The following is a 15,630-nucleotide window of genomic DNA, read 5'->3' as shown; positions in this document are numbered from 1 at the left end:
CGACCTCCTAGAAGCTGACGGGCGGGTAGTGCAGATGCACCGGCCGGATGTGCCACGGGATCGGGACCTCGGCGCGCACGTTGTCGTGGTGCCACTTCGAGAACCGCGTGTCGTTCGCCATCTCATGCGGCTCGGCTGCGGCATAGGCGCGCCAGACCTCGCGCGGGATGTACGTCACGCCGAACCCGAACAGGTGACAGTGGGCGTCCTGCTCGGTCACCCACGGCGCGTTCCGGACATCCTCGGGGTCCTCGGCGTTGAGCCGCCGCATCACCCAGTGAGGGCCGAGGTCGCGCTTCACGAGGTAGATCCGGTACGGCGCCGCGTGCACGGCATCCGGCTCGGACGCGATCAGGTCGCGCATGTCAGCCAGATGCTCGGCACCAACCGCCATGTCCCACTCGACGATGAGCACGTCATCGGCGACGTCCTCGAAGAACGCCCGGTAGTCGTAGTCGCCCATGACGTACCGGGGTAGACCGTCCACCACGTGGCCCCGGTTGGCCGGAACCTCGCGGGGCCACGTGCGGACGATCTTCACGATCAGGACTTGCTGGCGCGGGCACTGCCCTTCGATCGGGCCGACTCTTCGACCTCGACCTTGTAGCCGTGGCGCTTGAAGTAGGCGATCGCGTTGACGTCGTCGGTCTCGCCGACGCCGTCGATGAACGCGACGCCCGCGCGCTTGCCGATGTAGTCGGCGTCCGGGGCAGTGATCTTCGCCATCAGAGGTTCCCTCACTTGATCTTGATGTTGCGGAGCACGGCGGCGCCCGTGGTGCGCTTGAGCACCGGGGCAGCGACCATCTCGACCTCGCCCTTCTTCACCGCGCCGGCGGTGGAGAAGTCGGGCAGCCAGGTCTTGACCAGCGGGCCGGTCTTGGACACCGCGTGGAAGGCGTCGAGGCCGAACTTCACCGCGTAGAGATCGGTGAGGTTGGTGATCGAGCCGCCCGTGCCGGTGCCGTCGGTGTCGCGGGACTCGGTCGGGATCACCGAGGTCTCCGTGTCGTCACCCTCGGCGACCGTGGTCCCGGCGTCCACGAGCGGGATGCCCGCGAACCGGGTCAGCGGGCGACCGAAGGCGTCCTCGGACTCGCTGAGGTAGCCGGCGAGGCGACCGATCCGGGCGAGTGCGATCAGGCCGCTCTGGTTGCCGACGATCACGTCCGCGCCGCCGACGACCTTCGCGATGAACTCCTCGAGCGTGGTCACCGCGTTGATGGCCTTCGCCTGGGTGTCGACCGTGCCGACGGTGATGTCGAAGTAGCCGGCGCCCGTCGGGACGACCTCGGAAGTGGTGCCCGCGAGCATCGCGTCGAGGCCGTCGAACCCGTTCGTGGTCACGGCGGTGTCGCCGTTCACGAGCTGGTCGATGAAGCCGTTGACGGAGCCCTTGAGCAGCTCGTCCATCTGGAAGTTGACCTCGTTGGTCCGCGCCGAGCCGAGGTCGGCGATCACGCGGTCGACCTCGAACGCGCCACCGAGGGGCACGAGGTCGACGGTCTTCCGGGTGCGGCTCGCCTGGCTGGCGGTGTACTCGGAGTTGATCGACCGGAACGTGGCCTTGCGGGTGTTCACGAGCTGCGTGTAGCCGTAGGTGAGGGTCGCCCCACCGGTGCCGGGATTGACGCAGTCGTCGAACGTGAGCCGGTCGAGCAGGTAGCTGTACCGGCGGTACATGTCGATGACGTTGAAGTCGACGTCGTCCTGGGTGTTCTTCTGGGCGTCTGCCAGAGTGATGGGCATGAGAGCCTCCTAGCTCTTCTCGTAGTGGCGGGAGATGGCCTCTCCCAGAGACTTGGCGCGGACCGGCTTCTCCTTGCGAGTGCCGCCGTCCGCGTCGCCCTGGAACCTCTTGCCGCCTTGCGCGAGCAGGTGGGGCTTCTTCTCGCCGAGCTCCTTGAGAGCGTCGACGATGGAATCGACGTCGACCTTGCCGTCGTCGATGAAGTCTTCGATGTCACGGGACCGCAGTAGCACGGCCACCGCGTCCTCGGGGTCGGCGAACGCCGCAGCCTTCGCCTCGATCTTGTCCTCGACGCGCCCTTCGAGCGCCTCGCGTTCGGCCTCAGCCTTCGCGTCAGCCTTGATCTGGTCGATGTCGGGCGTGCCGTCGTCATCGCTGTCGCCAGCCTTGCCGCCAGCCTTGCCGCCAGCCTCGGGCTTCTTCCCAGTCAGGCGAGCGATGGTGGCGGCGTCCTTGCGGGTCTTCCGTTCGAGGTTCCGCTTGTGCCGCTGCTCCGCCTCGAACTTCGCCTTCCAGTCGGTCCCGGCGTCGTCGTCCTTGCCGTCGTCGTCGGAGTCGTCGCCATCGGCGTCGTCGTCCTTGTCGGAGTCGTCGCCATCGTCGTCCGAGCCGCTGTCGCTGGCGTCCATGGACCAGCCGCCGAACAGCGCGTGGTTCCGGGCGATCGTCTCGTCGAGCCACGCAGCCTGTTCGGGTGTGAGGGTGGTGCGCTTCATCGTCTCTCCTTGCGAGAGTTGGCCCGACGCCTTGCGCGTCAGGAAGTCAGGTAGCCGTACAGCCGCAGCAGCCGGATCGCGTCGTCGTGGTCCTCGGCGAACTCGTAGATCGACTCGGGGCGCAACCGCACGAGGCGGGTCGGGTTGGCCTTGCGCCACGCCGACCGCTTCGTCGCCGCGTCGTGCGTGGCCTTCACGCGCCGGCCGAAGACCTCGGTGCGGTAGGCGGTGGTGATTCCCGGGGTTGACGTGCCTCGGGTCGCGTTGACCACCCGCGCGGGGTCGGCACCGTCCGTGATCGCCTGCGCATCGGCCTTCGAGAGACCGCGGACGTCGCCACGCTCGAACGCCTGCTGGAACGAGGACACATACCCCGCGTCGTGCGCCGACTCCCAGTCCTGCACGGGGATCATCACGCAGTCACAGCCGGGATGACGGCGGAACGCTTCGAGGTCGCGGTAGATGCGGCCCGCAAGGATCGCGCACCGTGGGCACGACGGCGGGTTCAGCATCCGCACGTAGTTCTGCCAGGTCGGCCGGACCACGAACTCCACCTGTGAGGCGGTGCGGTAGGCGTCGGCGACCTCGGAGGCGATCAACTGCTCGACCTCGGCCACGAACGCCGCCGCGTCTTCCCACCACGTATCCGGCAGTGGCTCGACCGGCGCGGGCACGATCTGGTCGATGGCCGCGACGATCGGCTCCGAGATCGGGAAGCCCAGCGACGAGACGCCCATGAACGCGCGCGGGTTGGTCAGCGGCGCCCGGTCCTCGGCCATCGCTGCGACCGACCGGACCGCCGCCGTAGCCGACGCGAATTGGTACGCCGCGACCGTGTTGACGACCTCAGCCATCGGGCGCCGGCGGCGGAACAGGGACCGGACCGCGAGTACGGCGGCTCCGACGATCTTCCGCTGGCGGTCGTAGTGGCTACGCGCCTGCGACAGGCTCGGTGTCGCCACCGGCGGCGCCCTTGATCGCGGCCTGCGTCACCGGGTCGAGGATCGAGAACGGGTCGGCCTGCTCCTCGCGGATCCGCTCGAACTCGCGGTCGATCTCGGTCTTCGTCATGCCGTAGCGGCGCTCGAGCACCGTCCGCAGCGACATGCCCACCGCCCGGTCCTTCGTCGCGGCGTCGGCGACCTGAGAGAGCGAGTGGACGAACGGGTCCTTCCACTGGATCTCCGCCAGTCGCAGCGACTCTGCGAGACCGTCCTCACCACGGACCTTCGCCATCAGTCGCAGCGTGTCCTTCGCGGACGGGTCGTAGAACTCCGCCGCGTTCGCCGTCTTCTGGCCCAGCGGCACCTCGGCGGCGGTCAGGGCGTCGGCGTTCAGGTTGGCGAACTTCTCGTTCGTCAACATGTAGTGCGGCGGCGTCGAGGTCTGCGCGGCCACGTGGGCGATCGCACGCCCGATCTCGACACCGAACACGTCGAGCTTCGCCGCGTCCCACTGGTCGATCCGCGCGTTCGCGTCCTTGGCACCGGGGAGGAACAGGAGGCGACCCTGTGCGAGATCCTCGAGCCTCGCGGGCTGAGAGCCGATGATCTGGCCGTTCTCGTCGAGGATCGGGATCTTCGGCGGCTCCGCGCCCAGCACCACGCGCGCGGCCATCGAGGCATGGTCGGCGGCGGTGAACAGGTACGCCCACAGCATGTTGATCGCGTCCTGCATCGCCATCGTGCCCGCGATGTCGGAGATCGGGTCGCCGCCCAAGAGGGGCTGGTTCAGCCACTCGACCACCGGGACCTCGCCGAGCGGGTTCGGCAGCGGCCAGACCTCCGAGGCCACCTCACGCGGCTGCCACCCGGACACGCCGAGCGAGGTTGGGACGTAGATGCCGGAGTCGGTGCGGCCCTCGCGCTGGTCGATGCCGAACGTGCGACGCTGGAACTTCCAGATCTCGTCGGGTAGGTACAGGGTGGCGTACTCGGTGTCGTCCTCGACCCACGCCTTGAGGGCGGCGAGCCGACTGCGGCGGCCGTCCTGCGAGTACGCGACGACCACCTGCGACGGGTGCTCCCATGACACGACCGGCTCGTCGTTGTCGTTGCCCCACACGAGCGTCGCCGACCGCTTCGCGACCGTGGAGGACAGGAAGCCCTGCTTCGACTGGTTCGGCAGCTCGTTGCGCTTCCAGTCGTCCCACAGCGTGCGCTCCGCGGCCGTCACGTCGTCGTCGCCGATGCGGAAGCCGTCGATGCGGAGGCGGTCGACCGGCGCACGGCCGACGACCCCACACCAGTTGTCGGCGAACCCCTTGTAGCGGTCGGCGTGGAACTGCTTCCACTGCTCAGTCGCGTACACAAGCGGCTGCTCGCCCTGGAGGTACTTGAACGACTTCTTGATCTCGGGGCGGCGCGCGGCCAGTACGTCGTAGAGCTTGCTCACCCACGAGAGGGCCTGCTCGCGTGTCGCCACGTGCCCTCCCTAGATGAAGTAGGCGAAGTTCTCCGCCGTCTCCGGCCAGCCGGCCGCGGTCATGTCGCCGTGCGCCTCGTGCGCGAGGATCGAAGGGATGGCCATGTCGATCTTGCGGCCGTCGCCCGGCTTCGTGAGCCCGTAGCGCAGCCCAGCTCGGTCCATGCCCGGCTTGACGCTCGCGGCGTACTTCCTGCGGGCGGCGGCGATGTGCGCAGCCGTGGTCTCGCAGCCGTCATGTGCGAACGTCGACTCGACCTTCACGACGTCGGTCAGCAGCCGCTCGATCGCCTCGTGCATCTGGGTCGGGCGACGGGTGTACCAGCGGATGACGCGATCCTCGCCGAACTCCTCGGCCCAGGCGTCACACTCCGACTCCCAGTACGGCGGGTCGAGGTAGGCGCGAACCACGTTGTAGGTCGCGAAGATGTGCGCCATCCCGGCCCGGACCTCGAGTCTCGGCACCTGACCGCTGGTCGCTGCCGGGTTCCAGATCATCGGGCGACCGTCCGGCAGCCGCGGCGTGAACTGATAGCCCTCGCGCGTCTCGCAACGAAAACCCGTCCAGTCGTCCACGTCCGAGCCGTCGAAGCCGACTACGACGGCAGTGCCGGCGGGGACGTCCTGCGGTGCCTTTCGTGCGGCCCAGGCGTCCATCGGACACCACGAGCCGAGCGTCTGCACCACCCGGTTGCCGAAGAACCGCTCAGCCTGACCAGGGTCGGTCTCGACGAGCTCGTCGGCCTCCGGGTCGATCGCGTTCGGCGGGTCCACCCACGGCGAGTCCGCGTAGACGTGCAGGTGGATCTTCTGCCGGTCGCGCTTCTTGGCGTAGTCCAGATCCTCGGGCGGCTTGCGGTAGTACTTGAAGATGTCCGACTGCTTCGACGCGAACGCCTGCTGGGCCGCCGAGTTCTCCGTCGGATCCCACGGGTTCGTGAGTTCGATCGTCCGGCCCTGCATCGCCGCGATGCCGCGGCGCATGGTCTGCCACGTGTCGAGGACGCCGTTCGACTCGGTGTAGAGCCCGGACTCATCACCGAGGCCGCCCGTGAGGGGCTGGCCGAGCTTCGACCGGGCGGCGGCCGTCAACGGGACGATCTTCCCGCGGTTCGGCGTGCGGATGAAGCCTTCGAGCGGCTTCACGAACGCGGCGAGCGGACCCGAGTGGATCATCGTCTGCAACGGCTCGTAGACGTTCTGCGTCTGCGACTCCGCGTAGGCGAGGAGCCCAACTAGCGACTTGCGCCGCGGGACGCCCATCGCCTCGCCCGGTTGGTACTCGTACTCCCACCCGCAGCCACAGCCGTGGTCCGCGCAGCGGTAGACCTCGCCACCCTCGGCCCAACCGGCGAACAGCGACGGGCCGACCGCCTCTAGCAGAACCATTCCGGCGCCCCATGGCGACTTCCCGCACTTCTGCGGCCCGACGACCACCGAGCGGCGGTAGACGAACGGCGCCAGGAGCCGCCGAGGGTCGAGGATCGCGTCGGCGGTGATCCGGTAGTGGTTGACCGTGCAGAAGAGCTGCCAGCCGTTGAACGTCAGCGGCTCGCCGTCGTACACGCCGCCCGGGACCCGGCAGTGGACCTCGATCCAGTCGGTTCCTAAGAAGCCGAGCGTGTGGAGCGGGTCGAAGTCGAGCGCCAGGTCATCCGTCGCCACCGACGACCTTCATCCTGTCGCGGGACGACTTCGCCGGCGCCTTCTCGGCAGCCTTCTCCTGACGCTTCGTCGCGGTCTCGTCGACCGCCACCCTCCAGCCCATCTCAGCGAGGCCGGCGGTCGTCATGCCGATCTGGTCGGCAAACCGGTGGAGCTGACCGAGCAGTGCGGCGCCGACATCCGGGTCCTCGCAGCGAACCTTGACGCGCACCCACATCGCTACGGTCGCCGCGCGCCACGACTCAGAGGGCAGCGACCACGCGCACGCCTGCGGAGACCGCCACGCCTCCTCCCACACCTCGAGCTCGCGCGCTGACGGAGCCGGCAGTGGGAAGTCGGGGACCGGGCCGTCGTACCCCTCGGCGGGGAGCGCCGTCAGCACGTAGCCACGGCGGTCCGAACGGCCGGAGTCCTCACTGGCCTGCGGGCCGGAGCGATTGCGCGCGCCACCACGGGTCATGTCGGTCAACTCCTTCGGCAGCCTTGCGCCGCGTCGGGTCCCGCACAGCCCTTGCGACTATGCGCGTGGTGCTATAGGCCGGAAAGGTCTGAACCCTCCGAACATCCGAGACGCCTCCCCCGCGGTCCGTCCCGAACAGGTGTTCGACGGTCCCCCGCCACCCCCTATGCGGCTGGTGAGATATGGCTCGCGTGTGGGCAGCCGCCGCGGGTGTTCGCGAGGTTGCATCCATGCAGGTGCTCGGGGCCGTGGATGATGCTGCGGTCGTCGTCACAGTGTCCGAGGCTGTAGTCGTGCGGCATGACCACGCGCTCACAGCGCCAGCACGTCAGCACCTCGCCGCGCGCCATGGCTGCCACGTCAGCGGCCCTGAGGCGGTCGTACTCGGCGTCGTAGCCACGCTCCTGCCGCGTCCCTCGCGCCTGATCCTTGGCCCGCCTGTGCTCAAGGCACCGCGTCTTGTCGGTCAGCGTGCCGCAGCCCGACTCGATGCAGACCCTCACCGCAGCGCCTCATGTCGGCGAGCACAGTCCTCGGCCAACGAGGGCACCACGTACCGCAGCCCACACACCGAGCACACGTACCGATCACTCATCGGCAAGTAGCCACCTGTCGACCAGCGCGTCGATCTCGTCGCCCACCTGTGCACGTCGCTCGACCCAGTGCGCCGGCATGCGCTCCTGCTTGGCACGGAGCTGCATGATGCGCAGCTCGAGGCCAGCGCGTCCCATCGGCTCGGGCGTGTCCACGTGGTTGCCGTCGACGCGGTACGACCTCACGACGCTGCCTCGTCGGGAACCCAGTGCCACACGCCATGGCGGCGGTGCACCCAACGTCCGTCCGTCAGTGGGATGTCGGGATCGGTACGCATCTTCCGTCCCCAGTAGCCCATGCGCGACGGGAGCCCGAGCCGCTTGGCGGTGATGCTCACCGTCGGGACGCTGCATCCGTGCACCTCAGCCATCCGAGCGAGAGGTACGCCGTCGGCCCACTGCTGACGGAAGAGGGCGAGATCCTGAACCAGTGGCGCGCGTGCCATGCCGCTCACCTCGATCCGGGCCGGACATGCGAAGACGCCCGTCGCAGAGTGGCGGTCCGGGCGTCTGAGCGAATGCGGCAGCCGAGGTTCCGACGGTCGCGTCTGCGCACAGCGTAGCCGATGACGTGGCGGATGCGCAGGAGGCGGGCATGTCAGTGCGTCATGGTCGCGTCTTGCGCGTCGGCGTACACCCAGCGGCGGTAGTCGTCCTGCGACCACCAGTGGTCGCGGTTCCGAGGGCACACCCAGCGGTCTCCGGTGTCGTCGTCGTAGTGCTCGCGGCGGCAGTCGGGCTCGTCGCACCAGTGCCCGGGCTCGAGCCGCAGCCGTGGCGCCGGCGATGGGCACGACCGGCATGGCGCACCACGCTCGGGCCGGTTGTCGTTGTGCAGCACGGACTCCAGGTGTTGCCGGCACTTGCGCAACTCGCGGCCGAGTAGCGGGAAGTCCTGCTCGTCGTCGTTGGCGATGCGGTGCAGGTTGCGGTCGAGGTAGGACGCTGCGGTCGCGGTCGTCACCTCGCCGAGCGTGTGGCCGTAGTCCTCGGTGATCATCAGCGCCCACCGGCCGAGCACGGCGTAGGGGTGGTGCCAGTCGTCGTCGGGCATCACGCAGTACCCGGTCTCATCGATCCCCGCGGCGGCGGCGAACGGGCCGAGTGTCGCGAGGCGCTTGCGGAGGAGGACGCGGCGGCTGACGACGGTGCCCGGGTGCGGCGATGGTCCGGCAAGGTTGGCGGCCTCGGAGGTCACACCGTCGCTGATTGCGGCGGTCATCATCAGGGACGCGAGGTCGGCGATCCACCGAAGGTCGCGCCGGACGGCGCCGATGCACCGGGCGCAGGTGAGTTCACCCTCGCCCGTATGCCAGGCGCAGTTCTTGGCCGCCGTGCAGTGGTCCTCGGCGCACGGCACGCAGCCACGGCAGTCGACCTCGGCGCAGTCGTGGCGGTGTTCGTTGCGACCGAAGTAGACGCCGTTGTCGCGGTCGCGGTAGCAGGTGCGCTTGGTCTCCGTCACTCGTCCCCCTCAACCTCGACCCGGTAGACCACAGCGAACGCCGCAGCCTTGCTCTTCACCAGCTCGGGCACTGGGTCGCTTCATGTGGGTCATGACGACGCTCCGGGCCGCGTGACGCGCTCGATCATCACGTCGAGCCACGCCATGGCCCATCGAGCCCGCGTGTGACGACCCCGCTGCGGGAACCCGTCAAGCATTCGCGAGATCTCCTCGCGCGTGCCGGTCAGTGTCTCGCGCAGAGCGGCATCGGCCAGGATCAGGTACCGCTCGCGCACCCACCCGCCCGGGTCTTCGGCCTCCCAGTGGATGCCGTCGTCTGCGGTGTAGATCGCGATTGCGACGCGCTCGCGGAGCACGTCGCCCTCGACCTGGTGCTCAGCCCGCCCCTCACTCACGGCCCGCCTCCTGCCCTCGGTCGGTGGTCTGCGCCGGGACGACCTCGGTCGGATCGTCGTTGTCGACGACGAGGCACACGGTGTCGAGCCAGAGCACCTCGAGTCCTAGCGCCTTCGCCAGCGCCTCCCCGATGACCAGTCCGGCATTCGTCTGCACGTCCGTCGCCGCCGGGTCGAAGCGAACCCGGGCGGTCAACGTGTGCCACGCGGCGGTCATCGTCCAGCCTCGTCAGCCAGCAGGTTGCGGAGGGCGATGGCATAGGCGGCGAGCAACTCGGCGGACGCCATGTGGTCGCGGCCGACGTCATTCCGCGACGCCTTGGCGGACGTGTCGAGTCGATCGGCCACCCGGCCCACCGCCTCCCGCAGCCCGGCGTACTTGTCCTCGGCGGCGTCGAGCGCGTCGAGCAGGGCCAGGACGGTCGGCGGGTCGAAGGCAGCAATGTGGGCGGCGTCTGGCTCAGACGCTTCCCCGAGTCTGTCGAGGCTGCACCCCGGCTCGTGGCCGTAGCCCACATCGCAACCACCGCCACCGCAGTGCCCCGTGTCGTAGGCGATGGAGTTTCCCCACGCGACCCAAACGCCCGGTGTCGCAGCCTCAGCCACGCGCCGCAGTTCGGCGCGGTCGATGGCGGTCACCGGGGGTCCTCGGCGGCGCAGTCGTCTGCGTGCGTCTGGTTGATCTGACGACACTCGGGGCAGCGCGTCCGTTCGAAGTACGCCGCCATCTCCGACGGCAGTTGGACGACCGGGGTCTGATCCGGGTCGCCGATCGCCTCGGGGTTCACGACGTAAGGACGGTCGATCTCGCTCATGATTCCTCCTTCGCGGCCATCGCCGCGTGCTTGATGTCGCGCAGCTCGTCGACCGCTGAGCCGGCGGGCTGGATGTAGTCGGGGCGGAACTCGTGGGTGTCGTCGCCCCATCGCGCGGTGCGTTCGCAGACGTCGCGCGGCTTGTTGCACTCGCCGCACCGGTCGCTGCGGGTCGTCTTGGTCGGCGTCCACCGTTCGACCGGCCGCTCGATCCAGCACGGCGCGGCGGTGTTCCCGATGGCGGCGGGGGTCTCGAGCGTCCGGTCGCGTGCCGCCCTGCCGACCGCCATCATCACTTCGGCGAGGTCGAGGTGGCGGATGTTGGCGAGGGCGGCCATGACTCCGGGTGCGTCCCAGTGTCGTGCGCCGTGGGGTCGGGCTGCGACGGCGAGGGTGGCGAGCATCTCGGCCTGGGGCTTGGTCACGGGCATGTCTCCACCGCCTTCGCCTCGGCGACGACATCGGCGAACATGCGCGTGCCGACGTAGTCCTCCATCGGGAACAACTCGCCCTGACCTGGCGGCGTCGGCTCGGGCTCGGTAGGTGGCGGCGGTCCGTCACCCTCGTCGCGAAACTCGATGCAGTGGTACGCGTCACCAAGCGGCCGGAGTCCGGTCTCTGGGTCGCGCTGTTCTAGCCACTCGCCGGGAGTCTGCCCACAAAGCGCGAGCACGACGATCTGGCAAGCGTCCTCGTAGCGGTCTTGGCGGGCAGGCTTGTCGTGGATGCACCGGTCGCACCAGTTCGCCATCCACGCGTAGCCCTCGGTGCCATTGCTAAATGGCGAGCCGTCGCGGGGGGTCGCGGTCGGCAACTTGGCGCTCATGGCCGCCCACCCCCTCGTCGCGGCGCAGCCGCCATCCATGCGCAGCGGTCTGTCGTGGCTGCGGCGGTGGCGTTTTCCACAGGCGGCGAGTCGCGCCCTGTAGGGACGATGGATGGGTGACCAACCCTCCTACTCCTACTCCTACTCCTACTCAGGGGAACATTGCTCATGAGTAGGTTGTGAGGGTTGCGTGCACTGCTCATGAAAACAGCACCTCCTCGGACGGCGGCGGGATTGTGCTCGGCGTCGGGTGTGGCGGCTTCTGGTGGCGACCCCATCCCCGGAGCCAGCCGTAGGTGCCACCGTTGACGCGGTAGACGAGGACCATCCCTTCCGACTCGATCTCGGCCAGCCAGCGCTTGACGCGGGCGGGCGCTAGTTCGTCGTAGGGGAACAGCTCGCCGTTGATCGCGGCGGGCGTGGCGACGAACCGCCCCTCGTCATCGGCCATCTTGGTGATGAGTCCGGCCAGCACGAGTCGTGCGTCTCGGGACAGGTGGCAGACCTTGTCGTCGTCCCAGAACGAGGTCTTGAGTGGTCGAGCCTTTCGGGCCATCAGTCCTCCCCTGGTTGGTGACACGCGCACTCGCACGACGGGCTCATGCGGCACCGCTCGTGCTGTGGTCGCGCTCCTGGTGGCCCGCTGCACCAGCCGCTCAAGGTCGGCTTAGTCTCGGTGGTCATGACGCACCCACCGTCGGCCGCCACCCGAGGTCGAGCACCTGCCGCACCCAGCGCGCGGCGGTCGCGCCGTCGTCGTGCATCTGGCGCGCGTGTGCCCAGAGGTCAGTGATCTGTGGGGCGGGCGGCGGCTGATCGAGAGCCCTGGCGTACTCGATGAGGTGGTCGCGGATTGCGGCCTCGAAGTTGCACTGGGCTTCGGCGAGGATCTGGCCCTGGTGATCGCCGCCGCAATGGTGGAGTGTCATGCCGCTGCCCGCCTTGCCGCCCGCTGCTTCTCGGCCTCGACGTGCGCCTTCTTGCAGCGCGCACACGGCTCGGTCTTGGTGCGGCGGAGGTGTCGGTAGTAGCCGCCCTCGGTGCCGCATGCTGCCTTGCCCCAGGGCTGTCGCTTCTTCGGCGGTGGTGGTGTCGGCACCCAGACCTGCACCCCGCGCCGATTGACCCACTGACCGCCGTAGAGGCCGTGCTCGTAGGCGACGGGCTGTCGGGCGGCCATGAGGGTGGCGCACTCGCGGCAGGAGGTCGCACCGCCTGTCTTGCGCCGGCACCACTCGCAGCGGGCCGCCGGTCGTTCGGTGATCTTCTGCCCGTCGCTTCCCCAGCCTGACCGCATCATGCGGTTGCGCAGGCCGGAGACGGTCATGTGGTGCTCGGCGGCGAGGTCGGCGAGTGCGAGACCGCCGCGGAGACGTTCGGCGAGGTCGGCCATGGGTGGCAGGTCGGCCTTGCGTGCGTCGCCGCGCTTGCTGGGGTCGAGGCGTGCGGGCTCGGTGTAGAAGCGCTCGGCGGTGATGCGTGGGCGGCTCATGGCGTCTCCTGCGCTGGCTCGGGGGTGGTCGCGAGCAGTTCGTCCAGGCGGCGGCGGTACTCGTACTCGGCCCGGTGGGGCGGCAGGCACTCCACCTTGACGCCGAGTGGCTTCATGCCGTCCTGATGCCACGAAGCGGGCGGCGTGGTCAGCACCACGGCGCGCTCGTCCAGCAAGATGCGGTTGTCGGCGTCCTTGACCTCGGGCGGCATCTCCGGGACCACTCCGAACCGCTGCGAGATGGCAACCATGACGCCGTGCTCAATCGCTTGGTAATGCGGGATCTGTCGCTTGAGCGGGCGCACCATGTCGCCGACGTAGGCCTCGGTCGCATCGTGGAGCAGCGCCCACAGAGCGTGCTCAGGCGCGACGGCTCGGCTCATCAAGACGCAGTGCTCGGCCACCGAGTAGAACCGGCTCGCGTGCCCGCCGTAGCGGCAGATCATCGAGAGCGCGTGCGCAATGTCGCGGGTGTCGATCTCGTCCGGGCGCGGGTCGAGCGGGAAGAACTGGCGGCCCGTGAAGGTCTGCATCCAGTCGCCGCGCGTCCAGCCTCCGGCCTGCTCACTCATCACTCGCTCCTTCGTCTCCGCACGCCAGTCGGTCTGCCAGCGCGCGTCGTGTGGTCGTCAACGTCGGGTGCTTGGTCGCCGCGGTGTGGTCGGCGGCGCCCTTGTCGTTCTCGCCGCGTGCTGTGCAGGCGGTGGGTGGGATGGCGAAGCGGTGGGCGACGCAGATCCAGTAGGTGGTCATTCGCCCACCGCCAGCAGTTCGAGCAGGTCGTCAGGCTGGTGGGCGGCGGCGATCTGAGCGCCCGTCGGCATGGCGAGCAGGTAGCGCAGTGCTTCGGCGGCTTGCTGTGGCACGACGCCGTTGCCCGCCGCCTTCAATGCTTCGTTGCGCGTGATGCCGGGGACGGCAGTGATCCAGCCGAGCGGAACGCCCATCATCCACTCGGAGAACGTGGCGGCGAGCTGCCTGCGGACCTTGAGCGAGCCACGCATCCCGACTGGCCGCTTGTCCTGGCGCGCGAGTCGCTTGGCGCGTGTCTTGAGGTAGCCGGCGGTGATGGTGGTCGGCTCAGGCGCAGGGCGGGTGATGGCTTCCCAGTGCGCGATGGCGGCGGCGTACTTGCCCCAGCGGGAGGGCTGGCGGACGGTCGCGTCGGTCGGGGTTGTGCCGTGCGTGCCCGTGGTGTCGGGGTTGCCGCCGCTGCTGTGCGCATCCATGGTGGTGGTGGTGGGCAGGAGGTCGTACTTCGCCACACCAGGTAGCAGCCGCTCGCCAGAGCGTGCGCCGGAGCGCGTCTCGTGCCCGCCCTCGCCGTCCGCAACGGATGGCGTCGGCAGCATGTCGATCCGCTGCGCCTCGATGTTGAGGCTCGGCCCGTGCCCGTTGCCGTTGTTGTGCTCGGCCTTCATGCGGGCGGTCCACTCGTCCCAAGTCTCCGGGGTGTACGCCGCGCCCATGTCATTGACGGCGGGCGTGGGCAGGAGCGCCCCGTCGAGCTCGCCACGGATTGCCAGCGCTGGCAGGCTCCGGGACTGCTGCGAGTCGCCAACGAGCCTGTACTTCTCGGCCGACGAGTCGGGCGTGGGGAGCAGCGTCACAGGTGCTCCACCTGATCGCCCAGCGATGGCTGATGACCGCCCGCCAGACGCTTCGCCGGCGGCTGCGTGCCCCTCGGCTCCCCATCCCTCGCGTTCGGCGTCCTGAACAACGGTGCGGAGGTCACGCGCCCCGGTTCCATGCTGCCCCCCCCGTTCGTGTCCGAGGTCGTCGGCGTCGGGAGTGATGGCGATGAACAGCCGCTTGCGCTGGTGCGGGGCTCCCACTCCGGAAGCCGGTAGGACAACCCATCGGACATGCATCCCGTCTTCGGCCATGTCCCCGACCACTCGGTCGAAGCCGAGCGAGCGATGGCCGTCCACGTTCTCCAGGAACGTGAGTCGGGGTCGTAGGACGCGAATGGCCTCACGGATGAAAGGCCAGAGGTGTCGGGGGTCGTCAGTTCCACGTCGCCTCCCGGCGTGAGAGAAGGGCTGGCAGGGGTAGCCGGCGGTCAGTACGTCGACCGGAGCGACGGCGTGCCAGTCGATGCGGGTCAGGTCGCCGAGGTTGGGCACGCCCGGGAAGCGGTGGGCGAGGATGGTGCAGGGTGCGCGGCACGGGTCGTGATGGCCTGCGCCATCGGGTCCGAACTTGCACACGTCGGACACCCAGGCGTGCTCCACATCGAGCACGGACGCGACGGCCAGATCGAGACCGCCGTAGCCGGTGCAGACGGAGCCGAGCCTCAGCACGACACCACCGCCTCAAGCGCCCCCGTCACCCCGACGCCCAGCAGCTCCGGACGTCGCGCCAGCAACTCGGCCGCCGCGATGGGCCAGTCGCGCAACGTCGGCCGGTCCTTGCGGAAGGGGCGGGCGTAGACGTCGGGGCTGATGGCGGGTGGTGGGTTCATGACGCACCGCCCTCGGGGAACGCATCCTCGGCGGTCGGCTGCTGCAACTCGGCAACCTCGGTCTCGATCGTCTTGCGTCGGTCGGCGTCTGCTTCGTGCCACTCGGCGCGGAGGTCGGCGATGCGCGCGACGGTCTCCTCGTCGACGGGTGTGGCGGTACGCGCGTGGTCGGGGAGCGGCTCGACGGTGTACGCCGCCCGCTTGCCACGCGTGACGGTCAGCCAGATCGTCAGCGCCTTGCCGTCGGGCAGGTCGGACATGTGGCTCACGCGGATGCCGCCCGGCTTGTCCTTGCCGAACGTCACCTCGGGGTCGCGGTAGAGCGTCATGCGCTTCCCGACGTAGGTGCTCGCGTCCTTGCCCCACGCCTGCACCATCAGCCGCCGCACGGTCTTGGACGGCTTGAACGGGCGACCGTGCGGGAACTCGGCGAGGTGGAAGTTGAACGGCTGCTCGGCGTTCCCCTTCGTGACCTCGGCGATGGTGAAGGTGCGCGGACCGGAGAGCAGGTCTTCGGCGTTCATCTGGTCGGATCGCGGCGCAATCGACTCTGTCATGTCGAGCAT

General features: G+C 69.1%; 26 protein-coding genes. All 26 read right to left on the bottom strand.

Features of this window, described 5'->3' with window-relative positions; all coding sequences use genetic code 11:
- Positions 1-7: 7 nt before the first annotated feature.
- The 26 genes from PZ894_RS07460 to PZ894_RS07335 all read right to left on the bottom strand — a co-directional run bounded on the left by PZ894_RS07460 (position 8) and on the right by PZ894_RS07335 (position 15,630).
- A complete protein-coding gene (locus PZ894_RS07460; protein WP_275743864.1) occupies positions 8-541 on the bottom strand; it encodes a hypothetical protein in 534 nt (177 codons plus the stop codon).
- 2 nt (positions 542-543) lie between these two features.
- On the bottom strand, positions 544-726 hold the full coding sequence (locus PZ894_RS07455; protein WP_275743863.1) for a hypothetical protein: 183 nt from the start codon (positions 724-726) through the stop codon (positions 544-546).
- 11 nt (positions 727-737) lie between these two features.
- Entirely contained in the window at positions 738-1,748 is a 1,011-nt protein-coding gene (locus tag PZ894_RS07450; protein WP_275743862.1) for a major capsid protein, read from the bottom strand.
- Positions 1,749-1,757: 9 nt separating this feature from the next.
- The gene (locus PZ894_RS07445; protein WP_275743861.1) at positions 1,758-2,465 is read right to left on the bottom strand and encodes a hypothetical protein; all 708 of its coding nucleotides are present in this window, start codon (positions 2,463-2,465) and stop codon (positions 1,758-1,760) included.
- Positions 2,466-2,503: 38 nt separating this feature from the next.
- Positions 2,504-3,427, bottom strand: coding sequence for a hypothetical protein (locus PZ894_RS07440; RefSeq protein WP_275743860.1), 924 nt, complete (start codon positions 3,425-3,427; stop codon positions 2,504-2,506).
- Positions 3,396-4,889 carry a phage portal protein gene (locus tag PZ894_RS07435; RefSeq protein WP_275743859.1) on the bottom strand — a complete coding sequence of 498 codons (1,494 nt, stop codon included), beginning with the start codon at positions 4,887-4,889 and terminating at the stop codon, positions 3,396-3,398. The genes PZ894_RS07440 and PZ894_RS07435 overlap by 32 nt, the downstream gene beginning before the upstream one ends.
- 9 nt (positions 4,890-4,898) lie before the next feature.
- Complete coding sequence (locus PZ894_RS07430) at positions 4,899-6,554, bottom strand: hypothetical protein (protein ID WP_275743858.1); 1,656 nt, start codon at positions 6,552-6,554, stop codon at positions 4,899-4,901.
- Positions 6,541-7,014, bottom strand: coding sequence for a hypothetical protein (locus PZ894_RS07425; protein ID WP_275743857.1), 474 nt, complete (start codon positions 7,012-7,014; stop codon positions 6,541-6,543). Before PZ894_RS07425 ends, PZ894_RS07430 begins: the two co-directional genes overlap by 14 nt.
- A gap of 164 nt (positions 7,015-7,178) precedes the next feature.
- On the bottom strand, positions 7,179-7,517 hold the full coding sequence (locus tag PZ894_RS07420) for a hypothetical protein (RefSeq protein WP_275743856.1): 339 nt from the start codon (positions 7,515-7,517) through the stop codon (positions 7,179-7,181).
- Positions 7,518-7,601: 84 nt separating this feature from the next.
- Positions 7,602-7,793, bottom strand: a complete 192-nt coding sequence (locus PZ894_RS07415) for a hypothetical protein (protein WP_275743855.1) — start codon at positions 7,791-7,793, stop codon at positions 7,602-7,604.
- Entirely contained in the window at positions 7,790-8,053 is a 264-nt protein-coding gene (locus PZ894_RS07410) for a hypothetical protein (protein WP_275743854.1), read from the bottom strand. Before PZ894_RS07410 ends, PZ894_RS07415 begins: the two co-directional genes overlap by 4 nt.
- A 152-nt stretch (positions 8,054-8,205) precedes the next feature.
- Complete coding sequence (locus tag PZ894_RS07405) at positions 8,206-9,072, bottom strand: hypothetical protein (protein ID WP_275743853.1); 867 nt, start codon at positions 9,070-9,072, stop codon at positions 8,206-8,208.
- Positions 9,073-9,161: 89 nt separating this feature from the next.
- On the bottom strand, positions 9,162-9,467 hold the full coding sequence (locus PZ894_RS07400) for a hypothetical protein (protein WP_275743852.1): 306 nt from the start codon (positions 9,465-9,467) through the stop codon (positions 9,162-9,164).
- Positions 9,460-9,684, bottom strand: a complete 225-nt coding sequence (locus PZ894_RS07395) for a hypothetical protein (RefSeq protein ID WP_275743851.1) — start codon at positions 9,682-9,684, stop codon at positions 9,460-9,462. Before PZ894_RS07395 ends, PZ894_RS07400 begins: the two co-directional genes overlap by 8 nt.
- A complete protein-coding gene (locus tag PZ894_RS07390) occupies positions 9,681-10,106 on the bottom strand; it encodes an ead/Ea22-like family protein (protein WP_275743850.1) in 426 nt (141 codons plus the stop codon). The genes PZ894_RS07395 and PZ894_RS07390 overlap by 4 nt, the downstream gene beginning before the upstream one ends.
- Complete coding sequence (locus PZ894_RS07385) at positions 10,103-10,282, bottom strand: hypothetical protein (protein ID WP_275743849.1); 180 nt, start codon at positions 10,280-10,282, stop codon at positions 10,103-10,105. The genes PZ894_RS07390 and PZ894_RS07385 overlap by 4 nt, the downstream gene beginning before the upstream one ends.
- Entirely contained in the window at positions 10,279-10,707 is a 429-nt protein-coding gene (locus PZ894_RS07380; RefSeq protein ID WP_275743848.1) for a hypothetical protein, read from the bottom strand. The genes PZ894_RS07385 and PZ894_RS07380 overlap by 4 nt, the downstream gene beginning before the upstream one ends.
- On the bottom strand, positions 10,704-11,108 hold the full coding sequence (locus PZ894_RS07375) for a hypothetical protein (RefSeq protein ID WP_275743847.1): 405 nt from the start codon (positions 11,106-11,108) through the stop codon (positions 10,704-10,706). The genes PZ894_RS07380 and PZ894_RS07375 overlap by 4 nt, the downstream gene beginning before the upstream one ends.
- A gap of 199 nt (positions 11,109-11,307) precedes the next feature.
- On the bottom strand, positions 11,308-11,664 hold the full coding sequence (locus tag PZ894_RS07370; protein ID WP_275743846.1) for a hypothetical protein: 357 nt from the start codon (positions 11,662-11,664) through the stop codon (positions 11,308-11,310).
- A 124-nt stretch (positions 11,665-11,788) separates the two neighbouring features.
- The gene (locus PZ894_RS07365; protein WP_275743845.1) at positions 11,789-12,037 is read right to left on the bottom strand and encodes a hypothetical protein; all 249 of its coding nucleotides are present in this window, start codon (positions 12,035-12,037) and stop codon (positions 11,789-11,791) included.
- Positions 12,034-12,600: a hypothetical protein gene (locus PZ894_RS07360; RefSeq protein WP_275743844.1), complete on the bottom strand. Its 567-nt coding sequence runs from the start codon at positions 12,598-12,600 to the stop codon at positions 12,034-12,036. Before PZ894_RS07360 ends, PZ894_RS07365 begins: the two co-directional genes overlap by 4 nt.
- Positions 12,597-13,172: a hypothetical protein gene (locus PZ894_RS07355; protein ID WP_275743843.1), complete on the bottom strand. Its 576-nt coding sequence runs from the start codon at positions 13,170-13,172 to the stop codon at positions 12,597-12,599. Before PZ894_RS07355 ends, PZ894_RS07360 begins: the two co-directional genes overlap by 4 nt.
- The gene (locus PZ894_RS07350) at positions 13,165-13,353 is read right to left on the bottom strand and encodes a hypothetical protein (RefSeq protein ID WP_275743842.1); all 189 of its coding nucleotides are present in this window, start codon (positions 13,351-13,353) and stop codon (positions 13,165-13,167) included. The genes PZ894_RS07355 and PZ894_RS07350 overlap by 8 nt, the downstream gene beginning before the upstream one ends.
- Entirely contained in the window at positions 13,350-14,903 is a 1,554-nt protein-coding gene (locus PZ894_RS07345) for a DNA cytosine methyltransferase (RefSeq protein WP_275743841.1), read from the bottom strand. Before PZ894_RS07345 ends, PZ894_RS07350 begins: the two co-directional genes overlap by 4 nt.
- Complete coding sequence (locus PZ894_RS07340; RefSeq protein ID WP_275743840.1) at positions 14,897-15,064, bottom strand: hypothetical protein; 168 nt, start codon at positions 15,062-15,064, stop codon at positions 14,897-14,899. Before PZ894_RS07340 ends, PZ894_RS07345 begins: the two co-directional genes overlap by 7 nt.
- Positions 15,061-15,630, bottom strand: a complete 570-nt coding sequence (locus tag PZ894_RS07335) for a hypothetical protein (RefSeq protein WP_275743839.1) — start codon at positions 15,628-15,630, stop codon at positions 15,061-15,063. Before PZ894_RS07335 ends, PZ894_RS07340 begins: the two co-directional genes overlap by 4 nt.

It is taken from the genome of Nocardioides sp. YIM 152315, assembly GCF_029210375.1.
Lineage (GTDB): Bacteria > Actinomycetota > Actinomycetes > Propionibacteriales > Nocardioidaceae > Nocardioides.
Note: the sequence above shows the minus strand (reverse complement) of the source record. Positions and strands in the feature narration are given on the sequence as shown.